Origin of the sequence: Mycolicibacterium parafortuitum (assembly GCF_010725485.1) — a bacterium.
Taxonomy (GTDB): domain Bacteria; phylum Actinomycetota; class Actinomycetes; order Mycobacteriales; family Mycobacteriaceae; genus Mycobacterium.
Window position 1 is genome coordinate 1,498,275 of sequence record NZ_AP022598.1, and the last position, 18,712, is coordinate 1,516,986.

The 18,712-nt window shown below is 67.2% G+C and carries 13 protein-coding genes; 5 read left to right on the plus strand and 8 right to left on the minus strand.

What is annotated here, in order from left to right; all coding sequences use genetic code 11:
* Window positions 1-158 precede the first annotated feature (158 nt).
* Window positions 159-3,014, plus strand: a complete 2,856-nt coding sequence (gene leuS, locus NTM_RS07015) for a leucine--tRNA ligase (protein WP_163765879.1) — start codon at window positions 159-161, stop codon at window positions 3,012-3,014.
* An 84-nt stretch (window positions 3,015-3,098) separates the two neighbouring features.
* Window positions 3,099-4,847: an aa3-type cytochrome oxidase subunit I gene (gene ctaD / locus NTM_RS07020; RefSeq protein WP_163765880.1), complete on the plus strand. Its 1,749-nt coding sequence runs from the start codon at window positions 3,099-3,101 to the stop codon at window positions 4,845-4,847.
* On the opposite strand, the gene NTM_RS07025 is transcribed toward ctaD, so the two are convergent.
* Window positions 4,844-5,509, minus strand: coding sequence for an SDR family oxidoreductase (locus NTM_RS07025; protein WP_163765881.1), 666 nt, complete (start codon window positions 5,507-5,509; stop codon window positions 4,844-4,846). The genes ctaD and NTM_RS07025 overlap by 4 nt on opposite strands.
* Window positions 5,510-5,565: 56 nt before the next feature.
* Between NTM_RS07025 and ggh the strand changes: the two genes are divergently transcribed.
* Complete coding sequence (gene ggh, locus NTM_RS07030) at window positions 5,566-6,906, plus strand: glucosylglycerate hydrolase (protein ID WP_104864213.1); 1,341 nt, start codon at window positions 5,566-5,568, stop codon at window positions 6,904-6,906.
* 3 nt (window positions 6,907-6,909) lie between these two features.
* On the opposite strand, the gene NTM_RS07035 is transcribed toward ggh, so the two are convergent.
* The 6 genes from NTM_RS07035 to NTM_RS07060 all read right to left on the minus strand — a co-directional run bounded on the left by NTM_RS07035 (window position 6,910) and on the right by NTM_RS07060 (window position 13,669).
* Window positions 6,910-7,350, minus strand: coding sequence for a MarR family winged helix-turn-helix transcriptional regulator (locus tag NTM_RS07035; RefSeq protein WP_104864212.1), 441 nt, complete (start codon window positions 7,348-7,350; stop codon window positions 6,910-6,912).
* A 78-nt stretch (window positions 7,351-7,428) separates the two neighbouring features.
* Entirely contained in the window at window positions 7,429-8,160 is a 732-nt protein-coding gene (locus tag NTM_RS07040; RefSeq protein ID WP_104864211.1) for an amino acid ABC transporter ATP-binding protein, read from the minus strand.
* On the minus strand, window positions 8,160-9,893 hold the full coding sequence (locus tag NTM_RS07045; RefSeq protein WP_435405122.1) for an ABC transporter substrate-binding protein/permease: 1,734 nt from the start codon (window positions 9,891-9,893) through the stop codon (window positions 8,160-8,162). Before NTM_RS07045 ends, NTM_RS07040 begins: the two co-directional genes overlap by 1 nt.
* A 118-nt stretch (window positions 9,894-10,011) precedes the next feature.
* Window positions 10,012-10,665, minus strand: coding sequence for a GntR family transcriptional regulator (locus NTM_RS07050; RefSeq protein ID WP_163765883.1), 654 nt, complete (start codon window positions 10,663-10,665; stop codon window positions 10,012-10,014).
* 26 nt (window positions 10,666-10,691) lie between these two features.
* A complete protein-coding gene (locus NTM_RS07055; RefSeq protein ID WP_163765884.1) occupies window positions 10,692-11,501 on the minus strand; it encodes an LLM class F420-dependent oxidoreductase in 810 nt (269 codons plus the stop codon).
* 95 nt (window positions 11,502-11,596) lie between these two features.
* Window positions 11,597-13,669, minus strand: a complete 2,073-nt coding sequence (locus NTM_RS07060; RefSeq protein ID WP_163765885.1) for a PhoX family protein — start codon at window positions 13,667-13,669, stop codon at window positions 11,597-11,599.
* A 429-nt stretch (window positions 13,670-14,098) separates the two neighbouring features.
* Here NTM_RS07060 and NTM_RS07065 point away from each other — a divergent pair, with 429 nt between their 5' ends.
* Both NTM_RS07065 and NTM_RS07070 read left to right on the plus strand, forming a co-directional pair.
* Window positions 14,099-15,937 carry an Ig-like domain-containing protein gene (locus tag NTM_RS07065; protein WP_163765886.1) on the plus strand — a complete coding sequence of 613 codons (1,839 nt, stop codon included), beginning with the start codon at window positions 14,099-14,101 and terminating at the stop codon, window positions 15,935-15,937.
* 153 nt (window positions 15,938-16,090) lie between these two features.
* On the plus strand, window positions 16,091-17,800 hold the full coding sequence (locus NTM_RS07070; RefSeq protein WP_232079637.1) for an Ig-like domain-containing protein: 1,710 nt from the start codon (window positions 16,091-16,093) through the stop codon (window positions 17,798-17,800).
* Here NTM_RS07070 and NTM_RS07075 read toward each other — a convergent pair.
* Window positions 17,790-18,686 carry an Rv0045c family esterase gene (locus NTM_RS07075; protein ID WP_163765888.1) on the minus strand — a complete coding sequence of 299 codons (897 nt, stop codon included), beginning with the start codon at window positions 18,684-18,686 and terminating at the stop codon, window positions 17,790-17,792. The genes NTM_RS07070 and NTM_RS07075 overlap by 11 nt on opposite strands.
* Window positions 18,687-18,712 lie beyond the last annotated feature (26 nt).

Genomic DNA, 18,712 nt, shown 5'->3' on the forward strand with positions numbered 1-18,712 from the left:
CGGTCCGAGGGGCTGTCAGGCGACGAATGTATCCACGCCCCGCACGGACCCACCAGCGCCGGTATCGACCTGGAATCAACCCCTGATGCATCCGCAACGGAACCGAGACCAACCCGTGGCCGGGAAATCGGAGAAGTAGGTGCTTATACCCTGGTGGGGTGACTGAAACGCCGAATCGATCCGCTGTGGCCGACGACACTCCCCGGTTCCGCTACACCGCGGAGCTCGCCGGTGAGATCGAGCGCGCGTGGCAGCAGCAGTGGGCGCAGGACGGCACCTTCCATGTCGACAACCCGGTGGGGGCGCTCGCGCCGGCCGACGGCGGCCAGGTGCCCGCGGACAAGATGTTCGTCCAGGACATGTTCCCGTACCCGTCGGGCGAGGGTCTGCACGTCGGGCACCCGCTCGGCTACATCGCGACTGATGTATACGCCCGCTACTACCGGATGGCCGGTCGTAATGTGTTGCACGCGTTGGGGTTCGACGCGTTCGGCCTGCCCGCCGAGCAGTACGCGATCCAGACCGGCACGCATCCGCGCACGCGCACCGAGGCCAACATCGTCAACTTCCGCCGCCAGCTCGGCCGGCTGGGGCTCGGCCACGACTCACGGCGCAGCTTCTCCACCACCGACGTCGACTTCTACAAGTGGACGCAATGGATCTTCCTGCAGATCTTCAACGCGTGGTTCGACCCGGAGCAGAACAAGGCCCGCCCGATCTCGGAGCTGATCGCCGAGTTCGAGGCCGGTACGCGTGAGGTCGGCGACGGGCGCAAATGGGCGGACCTCGACGCGGGCGCGCGCGCCGACGTCGTCGACTCGCACCGGCTGGTCTACCTTGCCGATTCGGTGGTCAACTGGTGCCCCGGGCTGGGCACGGTGCTGGCCAACGAGGAGGTCACCGCCGACGGCCGCAGCGAGCGCGGCAACTTCCCGGTGTTCAGAAAGCGCTTGCGGCAGTGGATGATGCGGATCACCGCGTACTCCGACCGGTTGCTGGACGACCTGGAGCTGCTGGACTGGCCGGACAAGGTCAAGACGATGCAGCGCAACTGGATCGGGCGTTCGACGGGCGCCTCCGTCCAATTCGGCACCGACGCAGGCGATATCGAGGTGTTCACCACCCGCCCCGACACGTTGTTCGGAGCGACGTACATGGTGCTGGCACCCGAGCACGACCTGGTGGACCGGTTGGTCGCGCAGGCCTGGCCCGAGGGCACCGACGAGCGGTGGACGTTCGGGGCGGCCACCCCGGTCGAGGCGGTCGCGGCCTACCGGGCGTCGATCGCGGCCAAGTCCGATCTGGAGCGGCAGGAGAACAAGTCCAAGACCGGTGTGTTCCTGGGCTCCTATGCGACGAATCCCGCCAACGGGCAACAGGTTCCGGTGTTCATCGCCGACTACGTGCTGGCCGGTTACGGCACCGGCGCGATCATGGCGGTGCCCGGCGGTGATCAGCGCGACTGGGATTTCGCCACCGCGTTCGGGTTGCCGATCGTCGAGGTGGTCAGCGGCGGGGACGTGTCGGTGGAGGCGTACACCGGTGACGGTGTGATGGTGAACTCCGGCTTCCTGGACGGGATGGACGTCACGTCGGCGAAGCAGGCGATGACCGAGCGGCTGACCGCCGACGGGCGGGGCCGCGAGCGCGTCGAATACAAGCTGCGGGACTGGCTTTTCGCGCGGCAGAGATACTGGGGTGAGCCGTTCCCCGTCGTCTACGACAGCGACGGCCGCGCCCACGGCCTGCCTGAGCACATGCTGCCGGTCGAACTGCCCGACGTGCCGGACTACTCGCCGGTGTCGTTCGACCCGAACGACGCCGACAGCGAGCCGTCACCGCCGCTGGCGAAGGTGACCGACTGGGTCACCGTCGAGCTCGATCTCGGCGATGGTCCCAAGCAGTACACGCGCGACACCAACGTGATGCCGCAATGGGCGGGTAGCTCCTGGTACGAGCTGCGCTACACCGACCCGACCAACACAGAGGCGATGTGCGCCAAGGAGAACGAGGCGTACTGGATGGGTCCCCGGCCCGCCGAGCACGGGCCCGACGATCCGGGCGGCGTCGACCTGTACGTGGGCGGTGTCGAGCACGCGGTGCTTCACCTGCTGTACTCGCGGTTCTGGCACAAGGTGCTCTACGACCTGGGCCATGTCAGCTCGCGCGAGCCGTATCGCCGGCTGGTGAACCAGGGCTACATCCAGGCTTTCGCGTACACGGACTCCCGCGGTGCCTACGTGCCCGCCGCAGAGGTGACCGAGCGTGACCGAAAGTTCTACTGGACCGGCCCCGACGGGGAGATCGAGGTCAACCAGGAGTTCGGCAAGATCGGCAAGAGCCTGAAGAACTCGGTGTCGCCGGACGAGATCTGCGACAACTACGGCGCGGACACGCTGCGCGTCTACGAGATGTCGATGGGCCCGCTGGAGGCGTCCCGGCCGTGGGCCACCAAGGACGTCGTCGGCGCGTACCGGTTCCTGCAGCGGGTGTGGCGGTTGGTGGTCAACGAGGACTCGGGGGAGACGATCGCGACGGACGATGCGCTCGACGACGACACGTTGCGGTTGCTGCACCGCACCATCGCCGGGACGGCGGAGGATTACGCGGCGCTGCGCAACAACACCGCCGCGGCCAAGCTCATCGAGTACACCAATCACCTGACCAAGCAGTCGGTGACGGCGCGGGCCGCGCTGGAACCCCTGGTGCTGATGCTGGCTCCGCTGGCCCCGCACCTGGCTGAGGAACTGTGGAAGCGGCTGGGCCACGACTCGTCGCTGGCGCACGGACCGTTCCCGGTGGCCGACGAGCGCTACCTCGTCGAAGACACCGTCGAGTACCCGGTCCAGGTCAACGGCAAGGTCCGCGGCCGGGTCACGGTGCCCGCGGACGCGGCCGCCGACGCGGTCGAGGCGGTCGCGCTGGCCGACGAGAAGGTCGTCGCGTTCCTCGACGGCAAGGCCCCGAAGAAGGTCATCGTGGTGCCCGGCCGGCTGGTCAACGTGGTGGTCTGAACCCTTTCGGGCGGCAAGAGTAGGGCGTAGCTTTACGGGTACCCGGCCGCGGTCGTGACCGCTGCCGGAGGCTTAGGAGCACGCATGGCTGTCGAGGCACCGAACCTGCTGGCTCTCGAGCCGAGACGACCGTTTCCCGCGCGCCTCGGCCCGAAGGGCAACCTTCTCTACAAACTGATCACCACCACCGATCACAAGCTGATCGGGATCATGTACATCGTCACCTGCTTCGCCTTCTTCCTGGTGGGCGGATTGATGGCACTGTTGATCCGCACCGAACTCGCCTCGCCCGGACTGCAGTTCCTGTCCAACGAGCAGTACAACCAGCTGTTCACCATGCACGGCACGGTGATGCTGCTGTTCTACGCCACCCCGATCGTGTTCGGGTTCGCCAATCTCGTTCTGCCGCTGCAGATCGGCGCGCCCGACGTCGCCTTCCCGCGGCTGAACTCGTTCTCGTTCTGGCTGTTCCTGTTCGGCGGTCTGATCGCGATGGCCGGGTTCATCGTGCCCGGCGGCGCCGCGGACTTCGGGTGGACGGCGTACTCGCCGCTGACCGATGCGATCCACTCCCCGGGCCCCGGCGGGGACCTGTTGATCATGGGTCTGGCCGTCGGTGGTCTGGGCACCATCCTCGGCGGCGTCAACATGATCACCACCGTGGTGTGTATGCGCGCCCCCGGCATGACCATGTTCCGGATGCCGATCTTCACCTGGAACATCCTGGTGACCTCGATCCTGGTGCTGATGGCCTTCCCGATCCTGACCGCGGCGCTGTTCGCGTTGGCCGCCGACCGGCATCTCGGCGCCCACGTGTACGACCCCGCCAACGGCGGCGCGATCTTGTGGCAGCACCTGTTCTGGTTCTTCGGCCACCCCGAGGTGTACATCGTGGCGCTGCCGTTCTTCGGCATCGTGACCGAGATCTTCCCGGTGTTCAGCCGCAAGCCGATCTTCGGCTACACCACGCTGATCTACGCGACGCTGGGTATCGCGGCACTGTCGGTGGTGGTGTGGGCGCACCACATGTTCGCCACCGGTGCAGTGCTGCTGCCGTTCTTCGCGTTCAGCACCTACCTGATCGCGGTGCCGACCGGTATCAAGTTCTTCAACTGGATCGGCACGATGTGGAAGGGCCGGTTGACGTTCGAGACGCCGATGTTGTTCTCGGTCGGCTTCATCGCGACGTTCCTGCTCGGTGGTCTGTCGGGGGTGATCCTGGCCAGTCCGCCGCTGGACTTCCATGTCACCGACAGCTATTTCGTGATCGCGCACTTCCACTACGTGCTGTTCGGCACCATCGTGTTCGCGACCTACGCCGGCATCTACTTCTGGTTCCCGAAGATGACCGGACGGCTGCTCGACGAGCGTCTCGGCAAGCTGCACTTCTGGCTGACGTTCATCGGTTTTCACGTCACGTTCCTGGTGCAGCACTGGCTGGGTGACGAGGGCATGCCGCGTCGCTACGCCGACTATCTGCCCTCCGACGGTTTCACGACGCTGAACGTCGTGTCCACGATCGGCGCGTTCATCCTGGGCCTGTCGACGCTGCCGTTCCTGTGGAACGTGTTCAAGAGCTGGCGCTACGGCGAGGTCGTCACCGTCGATGACCCGTGGGGCTACGGCAACTCCCTGGAGTGGGCCACCAGCTGCCCGCCGCCGCGCCACAATTTCACCGAGCTGCCCCGGATCCGTTCCGAGCGACCGGCCTTCGAGCTGCACTACCCGCACATGGTGGAGCGGATGCGTTCCGAGGCGCACGTCGGCAAGCACGCGACGGCCGGGGAGTCCCCGGAGGGTTTCGGGCCGCGGACCGAGCCCGACCGCTCCTAGCGCGGCCGGATGATCACTTCGTGGACGTGCGCGTCGCGCGGGGCGTTGATCGCGTCGACGGTCAGCTGAGCGACGGTCTGGGGGCTCAGGAACTGGTCCGGGTCGTACGGGCGGCCCTCGTAGGCGATGAGGTCCTCCTGCATCGCGGTCGCGATGCGGCCCGGGTGTACGGAGGTGACCCGCAGGGACGGCTCGTCGGCGCGCAGGGAGTCGGCGAAGCCGCGCAGCGCGAACTTGCTCGCCGTGTACGACGCGAGGCCGGGGGAGGCGTTGATCCCGGCGCCGGAGTTGATGAACACCACGTGCCCGCCCGCGGCGCGCAGCGCGGGCAGCAGCTCCAGGGTCAGCGCCACCACCCCGATCAGATTCACCGACATCGTCGCGCGCCATTCGTCGACGCTGGACTCCGCGACGCGGCCGGGGTATGCCACACCGGCGTTGTGGATCAGCACGTCGAGCTCGACGATCGGTTCGACGACGGCGGGGATCGAATCGGGATCGGCCAGGTCGAGCGGCCAGGTGGTCGCCCCGAGCCGCTCGGTGACCTCGTCGAGGCGCCGCGACGGCCGGCCTGCCAGAAACAGCGTGTGGGTGGGGGCCAGCGCGTCGGCCAGGGCCGAACCCAGCCCTCCGGAGGCCCCGGTGATCATCGCGGTCGGCACACCTGAAACCCTACCGACCTGCACTGAGCGCAAAGTCGTCGCATCATAAGGGAACAATGCCCCACGATCCGAGCTTCACCCCCACCCAGCTGGCGGCCCGCGCCGCCTATCTGTTGCGCGGTAACGACCTCGGCACCATGACGACGGCGGCCCCGTTGCTGTACCCGCACATGTGGAGCTGGGACGCCGCGTTCGTCGCGATCGGACTGGCGCCGCTGTCGGTGGAACGGGCGGTGGTGGAACTGGACACGCTGTTGTCGGCGCAGTGGGGCAACGGCATGATCCCGCACATCGTGTTCGCCAACGGCGTCGACGGCTACTTTCCGGGACCGGCCCGCTGGGCGTGTTCGGCGCTGTCGGCGGATGCGCCGCGCAACCGGCATACCTCGGGCATCACCCAGCCACCCGTGCACGCGATCGCGGTCCAGCGCATCCTCGACCACGCCAGGACCCGCGGCCGCTCGACGCGCGCCGTGGCGGAGGCCTTCCTGGACCGGCGCTGGAACGACCTGGTGCGGTGGCACCGATGGCTGGCCGAGTGCCGGGACCCGGACGCACGCGGCCGGGTCACGATGTACCACGGCTGGGAATCGGGCATGGACAACTCGCCGCGCTGGGACGGCGCCTACGCCAACGTGATTCCCGGCGACGTCCCCGAGTATCAGCGTGAGGACAACAAGATCAACACGGACGCGACCCAGCGGCCGTCGGACCTGGAGTACGACCGCTACCTGTGGCTGGTCGAGGAGATGAAAGCCGCCCGCTACGACGACGAATTGCTCTCCAAGACAGTCAGTTTCGCGGTCGAGGACGTCTTCGTCTCGGCGATCCTGTCGGTGGCCTGCCAGGTGCTCGCCGAGATCGGGGAGGATCACAAGCGCCCCCGCTCCGACGTTCGGGACCTGTATGCGTGGGCAGACCGCTTCCGCGCCGGGGTGATCGAGACAACGGACGAAAGAACCGGTGCGGCCAAGGATTACGATCTGCGCGCGGAGAAGTGGATCGTCACCGAGACGGTGGCGCAGTTCGCGCCGCTGCTGTGCGGCGGGTTGCCGCACGAGCGCGAACGCGCGCTGCTGCGCCTGCTGGAGGGGCCGCGGTTCTGCGGGCATCCCGACCTCGCCTACGCGCTGATCCCGTCGACGTCGCCGGTGTCGCGGGACTTCCGGCCGCGTGAGTACTGGCGCGGGCCGGTGTGGCCGGTGATGACGTGGCTGTTCTCGTGGTGCTTCGCGCGGCGCGGCTGGGCCGAACGGTCGGCGACGTTGCGCAGGGAAGGACTTCGGCAGGCCAGCGACGGTACGTTCGCCGAGTACTACGAGCCGTTCACCGGAGAGCCGCTGGGCAGCATGCAACAGTCGTGGACCGCCGCGGCGGTGCTGGACTGGCTGGGCTGAGCCCTATTCGGCGATCCGCTCCAGCGGGGCCAGCGCCTTGGTCAGCGCATCGAGTTCGTCGCAGCTGAGCTTGCTGAGCAGAGACGCCAGGTGGGCCTGGCGGGTGGCCAGCGCCTCCTGATGCTGGGCCAACCCCTCCGGCGTGATGTCGACCAGGACGGCGCGCAGGTCGGACGGGTCGCGGTCCCGTTTGACCAGGCCCAGCTTCTCCAGCCGGCGGATCGCCACCGTGGTGGTCGGGGTGCGGACCTTCTCGTGGGCCGCGAGCTCGGTCATCCGCATCGGACCCTGGTCGATCAGTGTGAGCAGGATGGACAGCTGCGCCAGCGTCAGATCACCGGAGGTCGGTGTGCGACCGGTGTGCCGCATGACCGACAACACCTTGGACAGCACGCGCTGCAGTTCCCCTGCCAGCTCGCTGACCTGCGCTTCCGTCGCAACCATAATTCAGCCAGTCTAACCTGTGGCCCCGGTGTCGGGGTGATTTGTCGGGGTAATCCCGCTGAACCTGCGGCGGCCGTGCTAGAGCACCTGGGACAGGAATCGCCGCAGCCGGTCCGTCTCGGCGGCCTCGAAGAGCTGGTCCGGCGGTCCGGCCTCGACGACCTGGCCGTGATCCATGAACACCACCGAATCCGCGGTCGACCGGGCGAAGCCCATCTCGTGGGTGACCATGACCATCGTCATCCCGTCGGCGGCGAGGTCGGCGATCAACGCCAGCACGCCCTTGACCAACTCGGGGTCGAGCGCCGAGGTGGCCTCGTCGAAGAACATCACCTGGGGCGCCATCGCCAGCGCGCGCGCGATCGCGACGCGCTGCTGCTGGCCGCCGGACAGCGTCGACGGGCGCACTTCGGCCTTGTGCCGCAGCCCGACCCGCTCCAGTTGCGCCAGGCCGAGCTCGCGGGCCTGCGCGGCGTCCATCCGCTTGAGTTTGCGCGGGCCGAGCGTGACGTTGTCGAGCACCGTCTTGTGCGGAAACAGCTGGAACTGTTGGAACACCATGCCGATTCGCTGCCGCAGCGCGTTCGGGTCGTCCTTGAGCACCGAGCGGCCGTCGAGCAGGATGTCGCCGCGGTCCGGTTCGTAGAGCCGGTTCAACGTGCGCAGCAGCGTCGACTTCCCGGACCCGGACGGGCCGATCACGGCTGTGCTGGTGCCCGCCGCAACGTCGAGGCCGACGCCGCGCAGTACCTTGGTCTTGCCGAACGAAAGATGGATGTCCTTGGCGGCCAACGACACTGCGGCGGTCATCAGTTCATCTCCTGAGAGGTCGAGAGCACCAGCGGATCCTCCTCGTCAGGCCGTCGGCCACGCCGCAGCCGGGCGTCGATGAAGTTCACCAGATGTGTCAGCGGAATCGTCAACGCCAGGTAGAACAGGCCCGCGGCGACCAACGGGGACAGATTTCCGGTCTGCGCGTTGAGGTCGCGGCCGACCTGGAAAAGCTCGCGCTGATTGGCGATCAGGCCGAGGAAGTACACCAGCGACGACGCCTTCAGCAGCGAGATGAACTGGTTCATCAACGCGGGCAATACCCGTCGGACGCCCTGCGGGATCACGACCAGCCGCATCGACGTCGAATAGCTGAAGCCCAGTGCCCGCGACGCTTCCAACTGGCCCGGATCGACGCTCTGGATGCCGGACCGGAAGATCTCCCCGATGTAGGCCGCGGCCATCAAGCCGAGCGCGGCGATACCGAGCGGGTACGGGTTGTTGCCGGTGAGGTGCCCCACGACCGGCCCGACGCCGAGGCCGATCAGCAGGATGATCACCACTTCGGGCAGACCGCGGAAGATGTCGGTGTAGACACGCGCCGGCCAGCGCAGCCAGCGCGACCGCGAGATGCCGGCCACCGCGAGCGCCATGCCGAGCACCAAGCCGATGATGCTCGCCGACACCGTCAGGATCAGGGTGTTCGGCAGCCCGGTCTTGAACAGGTCCGGGATGGCCTGCTTGTACAGATCCCAGTCCAGGAACGCGGCGCCCAGCTGGGACAGTGTCGATTTCGTTTCGACGGGACCGGCCGGGGCGGCGCTGTCCTGGTTGCGTTCGGCCAGTGCGGTGAAGTCGGGCAGTTGCGGTTCGGGTGCGGCCTTGGACCCCGGTTTCCAGCCCGGCGGCAATGCGCGCGGCACCCAGTCGGTGTACAGCCGCGCCCAGGTGCCGTCGGCGATGATCGCGTCGAGCCCGGAGTTCAGCGCGTCGATCAACGGCTGGTTGTCCAGCGCCACCGCCCACGCGATGAAATTGTCGAGACTGAAGGTGTTTTCGATGATCTCCGCGGGATCGCCGGGTTGTACGGTGCCCTGCGCCTGCTGCGACGGGGCCACCCACGCGTCGAGCTGACCGGACTTCAGGCTCGCGTACACGGTGTTGTAGTCGGGGTACTTCACCGGTTGAAGCTTCAGTGTGTCGATCACGTAGGCCTCTTGCACCGTGCCCTGCACGACACCGATGCGTTGCCCTTCGGCGAGCTTGTCGAAGCCGGTGATCGGCGAGCCCTGCGGCACGACAAGGGAGAAGTAGCCGAAGTCGTAGCCGTTGGTGAAGCCGACGGTGCGGCGGCGGGCGTCGGTGGTGGTGATCGACGAGGAGCCGACGTCGAAGCGCCGCGCCGCCACCTGGGCCAGCAGCCCGGAGAACTCGGTGCCGACGAAGTTGATCCGCAACCCGAGCTTGTCGGCGACTGCGCGCAGCAGCTCGTTGTCGAATCCGGTGAACTGTCCGGCGGAGTCGATGCAGATGCTGGGGGGCGCGTCAGACAGCGTGCCGACCGTCAGCGTTCCCGGTTGGCTCAGCCCGAGCGCGTTGACGTCGATGGAGTCCAGCGGTGGGACGTTCGGCGTGGTGTATTTGTCGGTCTCAGGGCCGGTGGCCGCGGTGGCCAGGTTGGTCGGCAGCGCGCTGGCGCTGTCGGGGCCGGGCGGTGAGCACTGGTCCGTCTGCGCGGCGGCCGGCGCGGCCAGGCCCATCGCGGCGATCATCCCGATGATCAGTGCCAGGGCGAACGTCTTCACGGACAAGGGCGATACCCGAAGGCTGCTCATTCAAAGCAACGTAGCGCGCCGCCGGTCCGGCCCCAAGGGGGATCGGGCGAGTGGGTCAGCCGTGCAGCACCCCGCGCCGCACCAGGTCGGCCATCAGGATTCGTGCCATCGTCTCGGACCACTGCGCACACGCGTTGCGCGCCGACTCGGGGTCGCGGCCGCGGATGGCCGTGAGCTCGGTCTCGTAGAAGGGCAGCATCGCGTCTCGGTGCTGCAGGTAGGAGTGCCAGAAGGCGTGGGGGATGAACATCTGGGAAGAGTCGATCGCGGCTTGGAGCCGGGGTCCGGCGTACTCGGCGTTGATGGTGGCGCGGAACCTCGAGGTGTGAGTGTCGAACTGGCGGCAGTCACATCCGTTGCGCATCTGGATGATCTCGTCGGTGAGTTCGGCGACGATCGCCGGGTCCGCCGCGGCGGCGGCCCGCGCCGAGGCCAGTCCGCTGAGAACGCCGTAGAGCTCGTGATGCTCCCGCAGGGTGTACTCGTCGAATCTCTCCACATACGCGCCACGGTGGTAACGGGTGGTCAGGATGCCGTCGTGCTCGAGCTGGACCACCGCCTCCTGCACCGGGACCCGGCTCAGGCCCAGAGTATGGGCGATTTCGTTGCGGTCCAGGCGATCTCCGGTGCGGAGCCGACCGCTCAGCACCATATCGACCACGTGGGAGACCACCAGGTCCTTCTCTTTCAACCCGTACTTCTTGGGCATGGCGGCGCCAGTCTCTCACTTGGGGGTCAGTCGGTACCGGCGCGACGGTCGCGCCAGCGGCACAGCGCCTCGGCCTGGGACAGGTCGTAGTCGGGGCCGTTCACGCCGACGGTCAGCATCGTGATGCCCAGCGATGCCAGTGCCTCGGCGTTCTCCAGCAGCGCGTCCTCGGTGCGGCCCTTGGCCTCGGCGGCGCGCTCGACGGTCGCGGGATCGCGGCCGACGTCGGCGCAGTGGCGCGCCAGGATCTCCGACTTGCGCGGGTAGGTCTCGGTGTCGGAGAAGGAATGCCAGATGTGGGCGTGCTGGGCGACGAGCCGCAGCGTCTTCTTCTCGCCGCCGCCGCCGATCAGGACCGGGATGTCGCGCAGCGGTTGCGGATTGAGCTTCCCCATCCGGCTCTCGATCCGCGGTAGCGCCGCCGCGAGTTCGTCGAGGCGGCTGCCCGCCGTGCCGAACTCATAGCCGTACTCGTCGTAGTCCTTCTGCTTCCATCCCGACCCGATGCCGAGGATCAGCCGCCCGTCGCTGATGTGGTCGACGGTGCGCGCCATATCGGCCAGCAGCTCGGGGTTGCGGTAGGAGTTGCAGGTGACCAGCGCGCCGATCTCGATGCGCGACGTCTGTTCGGCCCACGCGGCGAGCATGGTCCAGCATTCGAAGTGCGCGCCGTCGGGGTCGCCGTAGAGCGGAAAGAAGTGGTCCCAGTTGAAGGCCACGTCGACGCCGAGGTCCTCGCAGCGCCGCGTCGCGTCGCGGATCAGGTCGTAGCGGGGGGAGTGTTGGGGTTGGAGTTGGACGCCGATGCGGACGGGTCCGCTGGTCTCGGAGGTCATGCCCGAGGTTAGCCCCCCGCGAGCAGACACAAACTCGCAACGACACGCGGCGACACGCCGGAGTTTATGTCTGCTCGCGAGGGAGAACGCGGGGCCTACACGCCGATGTTGCCGCCTGTCTTCCACACCGCCACCACCGACGGCCGTGCCGTGCCGTTTCCGCCTTCGGGCCAGCGGGATTGCGGACTGTCGATGGTGTTCTCGTCGTTCTCCCCGGGGTGCTGCACGCACACGGTGACGAGGTCGTCGGTGACGACGGGTCCGCAGGTCTCTGCGCCGAGCGGCACGGTCAGGAACTGTTTGGTCTCGCCGCGGTTCGGGCCGTCCAGCGCCACGGCGAACAGACCGTCGTTGGAATCCAGCGCGTTGCCGTCGGTGGAGATCCACAGGTTGCCGTGGCTGTCGAAGGCGAGGTTGTCCGGGCAGGAGATCGGACTGACCTTCGTCTTGTCGAATCCGCCGTAGTAGGTGTCCGCGGCGGCCGGATCTCCGCAGACCAGCAACAGATCCCAGGTGAACGTCGTGCCGGCGTGGTCGTCGGTGATCTCCAGGATCTGGCCACTCTTGTTGTCGTTGCGGGGATTCGGCGCATCGGCGGGTGCCTTGCCGTCCGCGCCACGCCGGTCGTTGTTGGTCAGCGCGACGTAGACCTTGCCGGTCTTCGGGTTGGTCTCGATGTCCTCCGGGCGGTCCATCTTGGTGGCACCGACCTTGTCGGCGGCCATCCGGGTGAACACGGCGGCCTCCGCGGCGGTGACCCCGCCGACCAGGGATTGGGCCTGCCCGTCCGGTCCCGACCGCAGCAGCGGAATCCACGTGCCGGAGCCGGCGAACGACCCATTCGCCGGCAAGGCGCCCGAGCCGTCGATCTCGTCGGCCGGGATCTCGCTGGAGAGCTTGGCGACGTAGAGGGTGCCCTCGTCGAGGATGGCCATGTTGTTCGCCATCGCGGCGGGATCGGTGCCGGGCTGAATTCTGCGGGAGGAGACGAACTTGTACATGTAGTCGAAGCGCTCGTCGTCGCCGGTGTAGGCCACGACGGTGCCGTCGGCGGTCACGTGGATGGTGGCACCCTCGTGTTTGAGCCGCCCCAGCGCGGTGTGCTTGACCGGCGTGGACGTCGGGTCCCACGGATTCAGCTCCACCACGTAACCGAAGCGGTTGACCTCGTTGGGTGTCTCGTCCAGGTCGAACCGGGGATCGAAGGTCTCCCAGAGCAATTCAGAGGGTTCGTACGAGATGCCGTACCGGCGCCGGCGGTCGGCGTCGACGGGTGTGGGCGCGGCGGAGCCTTCCGCCGCGCCGAAATAGCCGTGGAAGTTCTCCTCCCCGGACAGCACGGTGCCCCACGGTGTCACCCCGCCGGCACAGTTGGCGATGGTGCCGAGGACGGTGCGGCCGTCCGGGTCGGCCTGGGTCTTGACGAGCGGGGTGCCGGCCGCCGGTCCGGTGAGCAGGAACGGGCTGTCGCCGGTGATGCGGCGGTTGTAGCGCCCCATCACAGGCCTCAGGCCGCCGCCAGGTGTGCGTTCGACCTCCACGACACCCATCCCCATCGAGGCGATCTCGACGTCGAACTGATCCCGCGTCGGAGCGGCGGCGTCATAGCCGGGGAACATGAATTGTGGTGTGGCGTACTCGAAGTTGGTGACCAGCAGGAAGCGGTCCGACTGTCCGGGGACCGGCAGCAACCCGGCGAAGTCGTTGTTGAAGCCGAACTGCGTGCGCTGGGTGGCGCCGGTCTGCTTGGTGACGTCGAAGGCCGGGGCGCCGGGCAGGACGGGGTCGCCCCAGCTGATGACCACGGCCTGCTGGTAGCCGTCGGCGACGACGACGGCGTCCTCACTGTTGGGGGCGACCGACACGAAGTTCATGCCGGCCGGCGGCTGGGCAGCAGCGGACGCCGACGAGGTCGTCGGCGCGGGCTCGGAGGTGTTCGAGCATGCGGCCAGGACGGAACCGGCTCCGACGGCGAGCACGGCGACGCCGCCGGCCTGCAGGACGGCGCGGCGCGAGACGGCCTTGGCGATGTCGCCGAAGTACTCGTTGCCGCTCGTGTTCGGCGCCGGCTTCGAACACGCGTTACCGCACTTGTGGACACAGGTCACGTGCTGGCGCTTCGATTTGCCGTCATGGGTGACAAGGAGATTGAGCGGCACGAGCGCCATGGGATGTGATTCCTTCCAGCGGGGAGTTCGACCGGGGCTGGTCGGCCGAATGTGCGGAAGTTACGGCAGCCAGACCAGCAGCAGGCGGATTACGGGTGAACAGCAGTCGACGGACCGGTGTTCGCGCCGCTCCCTCGCCGGTCTGAGCCGCCCGAGGAATCTATGCGGAATTTGCTGACAGATGACAAAGCGGTGCGGTAGCGTCCCGCCCAGACTGTCGAGGGGGTCAATTATGTCGCAGCCGCGCGCGAAACGACCACGGATAAAACAAGATCAAAGTCCGCGGCGCGTGGCAGACCTCCCGGTTCGGCAGTGGCTGAAACTCGGCGCAGCTTCTGCGGGCATGGGCGCGGCATTGCTGGGCTTCACTCGCGAGCAGTCACTGGATCACGGTCATCGCAACATGGAAAACACATAGGGGGCCGACAAATGTCCACAGCCAGGCATCGCAAGGCACGCAGGTCCGAAGATTTCGCGGTACGCCGCTGGTTGCACGCCGGCGCCGTGACGGCGGGCATGGGGGCCGCTCTGCTCGGCTTCGGTGTGCTCGGTGCGGAGATCGCCACCGCGGCAGCCGATACCGGCAGCGAGTCCGCGTCCTCAGGTGCGACCAACGCGGGCCCCTCCGCCGCAAACGATGCGGCGGGCTCCGCGGCGTCGGATGCTGCGTCGGATTCCGGGTCGGGCGCCACCGGCACGGCAGATGACGCCGACCCCGACGCCGACGCCGACACCGACGACGACACCGACGACGACGAGGCCGACGCCGACGCCGACGCCGTCGCCGAACGAGTGTCGGTCAAGCCGAAATCCCACCGGGCCACCGCGGCGGCCGAAACTGAGTCCGACGACGCCACCGCGGAATCCGAGGACGCCGCCGCAGAAGCCGACGACGGGGCAGCGGCCGACAGTGACGACACCACCGCCGTCGCGGAGCCGCCAGTCCGGTCCACCGCGAACGTCGACAGCGATGAGGAACCGGCCGACGAGGACGAGTACGACTGGCCTGTGGCGCCGGCGCCGTACGTCTCGCCGCAGAGCGCGTATCAGATCCGGGTCGCGGAGATCCTCGACGATTGGACCGCCCGACACCAGGAGTGGGTCGACTCGCTGCAGATCTCGGACGAGCGCAAGGAGCGCATGCAGGAGTCGTTTTTGGCGATGCGCCGCACGTTCTTCAATCAGGCCCCAACGGTGGCGCCGGTCCAGATCACCGGCGTCCTCACCGGAGCGGTGACGGGCAATCTCGGCGGCGACGACCCCGACGGGGACCGCCTGGTGTACATCCTGACCAAAGCCCCGACGTCAGGATCGGTGACGATCAATCGGGACGGCACGTATTCCTACACTCCCGGTGACGATTTCAACGGCGTCGACACCTTCCGGGTCGCCGCGATCGATCTGGGGCTGCACATGAACCTGCTCCAGTTACTGCGTCCGGTGAGTAGCGGTGTGGCGACCTCCCTGATCAACCAGGGCGCCATCAAATTGGAGTTCACCGACAAGACGTCGTCGGACGACTGGAACGCAGAACGCCTGGCCGCATTGCGTGGAGCGGCGGAGGAACTGATCGAGTACTTCCGGGTGACGGCGCCGGTGACGTTGACCTATGACCTCACCGAAGACGACGATGACGACGACAGCACGCTGGCGTCCGCCGGCAGCGCTCTCGTCCAGAGCACCCCGGGCTTCTGGAAATCGGTGGTGCAGCAGAAGCTTCAGGACGGAGTCGACGCCAACGGCGACGCCGCCGACGGCGAGATCGAATGGAACTGGAACGAATCCTGGGGGCTGGGCGACGATATCGCCGACGACGAGTACGACTTCAAGGCCGTGCTGCGGCACGAGATGTTGCACTCGTTCGGATTCACCGGCAGGATCAGGACGCCCGATGTGTACACCAAGCGCAACTGGTCCACCTATGCCAGCTTCGTGTCCGACAAGGACGGGGAGTTCGCCATCGGCGAGGACTTCCGGTGGGACAGCGCGTTCAATCCCAACCTCACCGGCGGCAACGGGGGCCTGTTCTTCGGCGGTCCCACCGCGGTTGCCGTGTACGGCCGGCCGGTTCCGCTGTTCACCCCGGACCCGTTCGAGAACGGTTCGTCGACCAGTCACACCGATGACGAGACCTTCAAGGAGCCGCATCAGTTGCTGATGAACCATGCAACCGGCAAGGGCCCGTCGGTCAGGGAGATCAGCGCCATCGAGGCCGGCATCCTGATCGACCTCGGGTACATCGTGGTGCAGCGACACGAGGTCGATTAGTGAGCACGTGCTAGAGCAGGGGTGTCACCGGCATCAGGTCGATCAGTGCGGATGAAGGGAAGTGATGTGACGGCGGGTTGCGCGTCGCACAGGGGACCGGCGCCAACGGGCGGCCGTCATCGCAAATCGGATGGCTTCGCGGTCCGGCGTTGGTTGAAGCTCGGTGCGGCCTCGGCGGGTATGGGGGCGGCGTTGCTCGGCTTCAGCCTCTTGAGTCCCGAACTCGGCGTAGCCGCGGCCGACTCAGGCAGCGAATCGGCGGCCGCGTCGGACTCCAGCGGGCCGGCAAAGCCGAGACGGTCGACGGATACGACCGAGGCGACGGAGGCCGGCGAAAAAGCCGACCAGGCTCGGGAATCCGACGACGACGCCGCTCAGACAGGGGTACGTCGGGCCGAAGACAAGCCCGACACGACCGGTGAGTTCGATACGACCGGCGAGGACGCAGATCTCGACGAGGTCGGCGACGACGCCACCGCAGAGGCCATCGTGCGGGGAAAGCCCGCTGCGACTGCGGCCACCGTGACCGTCGATCCGGATGTCGAGGACGATACCGAGCAGGTCGAATCCTCCAGCGCGGCAGCCGAATCGCCCGCCCTGGTGCCGGCGACGGCGGCCGCACCGCCTCAGCCGCCCTACATTTCCGAGCAGAGCGAGTACCAGAAGTGGGTGGCGACGGTCCTCGACGAGTGGACCGAGAGGAACCAGGAGTGGGTGGACTCGCTGCAAGTCTCCGAGGAGAAGAAGCAGCGGTTGCAGGCGTCGTTCCTCGCGATGCGACGCACGTTGTTCAATCAGGCGCCGACGGTAGCGCCGATCCAGATCGCCGGCGTCATTTCCGGACCGGTCGTCGGTAGTCTCGGCGGCGTGGATCCCGACGGGGATCGTTTGATCTACGTGATGACCAGGGCGCCGAAGACAGGCACGGTGAAGTTCCACGCCGACGGCACCTACACCTATACTCCCGGCGAGGATTTCAGCGGAGTGGACACATTCCACATCGCAGCGGTCGACATCGGACTGCACCTCAACCTGCTGCAACCGTTCCGCCCGGTCGCCAGCGGACTCGCGACGTCTCTGATCAACCAGGGCGCGGTGACTTTCGACTTCGCCTACACCTCAGGCAGCGACCACTGGGACGACGACAAGAAAGCCGCACTGCAGCGCGCCGCCGAGAAACTGATCCAGCACTTCCGAGTCGTCAAACCCGTGGTACTCACTTATGACGTGACGGGATTCTACGATCCGTCGGTCGGCACGCTGGCGAACGCATACGGCCTGTTGATCAGCGACCAGGACGGCTTCTGGCCCAGCCGAATCATGCACGAGATCATCACCGGTGAGGACTCCAACGGTGCTGAAGCCGACGGCTACATCAACGTGAACTTCGCCAAGCCGTTCGCCTTCGGCGATGAGGTCCCCGGTGATCAGTTCGACTTCACGACGACGATCATGCACGAGCTCATCCACTCATTCGGCTTCGCACTCGGTTCCGGCGTCAACCGCAGGTGGCACTACTTCGGCAAATTCATGGTCAACGATGAAGCGAAAAGCCTGTTCAACGGTGATTACACGATCAACACCCAATACGAGGGCAACATAACCGGAGCCAACAACGGCCTTTTCTTCGGCGGCGCGCATGCCGTCGCGGCCAACAACGGTCAGCTCGTGCGAATCTACACCCCGAATCCTCTAGAGCCGGGCAGTTCGCTGACTCACCTGGACCTGCAGACGTTCCGCCATCTGATGATGAGCCCGGAGCTGGCCTTTGGCCCGGGGGTACGCACGCTGAGCGTCCTGGAACTCGCGATCATGCGAGACCTGGGCTACACGGTGGTCCCGGTGATGACGCTCAGGTCTTGAGTACACCTCGCAACAGGTCGACCAGCACCCGCGGCTGGTCGCTCTGTACCGAGTGCCCGGAGTCGGCGACGATGTGGACCCCCTGGAAACCCGGTGCAGTGCGCGCGAACTCGTCGGCGTCGTCGTCGTTGACGAAGAACGAGTTGGCGCCGCGGATCAGCGTGGTCGGGGTGGTGAGCTTGGGGACGTCGTCCCACAGTCCTTCGAAGCCCTCGCCTTTGCGGATGCTGTCGTAGCGCCAGGTCCACGTGCCGTCATCGAGTCGTTTGGCGTTGTGGAACACCCCGCGCCGCAACGACTCCCGGTCCCGGTGCGGGGCGGCGGCCACGGTCACCTCGAGCATCGCGTCGAACGACGGGAACGTCCGGTCGCCCTGCACCAGCGCGACGGTGCCCTTCTGCGCGTCGGTCATCTCGGTGTGCCGTTCGGGTGCCGACGGTGTCACGTCGACCAGGACAAGTCTGCGCACCAGGTCCGGCGCCGTGACGGCCAGCCGCAGCGCCGTCAGCCCGCCCAGCGACATCCCGACGACGAGCTCGGCGTCGGGGGCCAGGTCGCGGATCACCGGCTCGAGCGCCTCGGCGTTGAGCTTCGGCCCGTAGTCACCGTCTTCGCGCCATCCGGAGCGGCCATGTCCCGGCAGATCCAGCGCCAGCGCCGGCATACCGAGGCCGAGGATCACGGTGTCCCAGGTGTGTGCGTTCTGTCCGCCGCCGTGCAGGAAGACGACCTGCGGATCGTCGGCGCCGAACCTCACCCCGCTGATCGGCCCGTGATCGACCCTGGTGGCGGTGGGCAGGGGACCGGTCACGCCCGCCTGGCGGGCGTTCTCCTGCAGGAAGATGAACTCGGACAGGCTGGCCAGCTCGTCATCGGTGTCGTCCATGGTCTGACAGTACGCAGTCGATATTC

Excerpts from the sequence above, each read along its gene's own strand:
- ctaD (WP_163765880.1), top strand. The coding sequence starts at position 3,099 with ATGGCTGTCGAGGCACCGAACCTGCTGGCTCTCGAGCCGAGACGACCG.
- ggh (WP_104864213.1), top strand. The coding sequence starts at position 5,566 with ATGCCCCACGATCCGAGCTTCACCCCCACCCAGCTGGCGGCCCGCGCC.
- NTM_RS07035 (WP_104864212.1), bottom strand. The coding sequence starts at position 7,350 with ATGGTTGCGACGGAAGCGCAGGTCAGCGAGCTGGCAGGGGAACTGCAG.
- NTM_RS07040 (WP_104864211.1), bottom strand. The coding sequence starts at position 8,160 with ATGACCGCCGCAGTGTCGTTGGCCGCCAAGGACATCCATCTTTCGTTC.
- NTM_RS07045 (WP_435405122.1), bottom strand. The coding sequence starts at position 9,893 with ATGATCGCCGCGATGGGCCTGGCCGCGCCGGCCGCCGCGCAGACGGAC.
- NTM_RS07050 (WP_163765883.1), bottom strand. The coding sequence starts at position 10,665 with ATGCCCAAGAAGTACGGGTTGAAAGAGAAGGACCTGGTGGTCTCCCAC.
- NTM_RS07055 (WP_163765884.1), bottom strand. The coding sequence starts at position 11,501 with ATGACCTCCGAGACCAGCGGACCCGTCCGCATCGGCGTCCAACTCCAA.
- NTM_RS07060 (WP_163765885.1), bottom strand. The coding sequence starts at position 13,669 with ATGGCGCTCGTGCCGCTCAATCTCCTTGTCACCCATGACGGCAAATCG.
- NTM_RS07065 (WP_163765886.1), top strand. The coding sequence starts at position 14,099 with ATGTCCACAGCCAGGCATCGCAAGGCACGCAGGTCCGAAGATTTCGCG.
- NTM_RS07075 (WP_163765888.1), bottom strand. The coding sequence starts at position 18,686 with ATGGACGACACCGATGACGAGCTGGCCAGCCTGTCCGAGTTCATCTTC.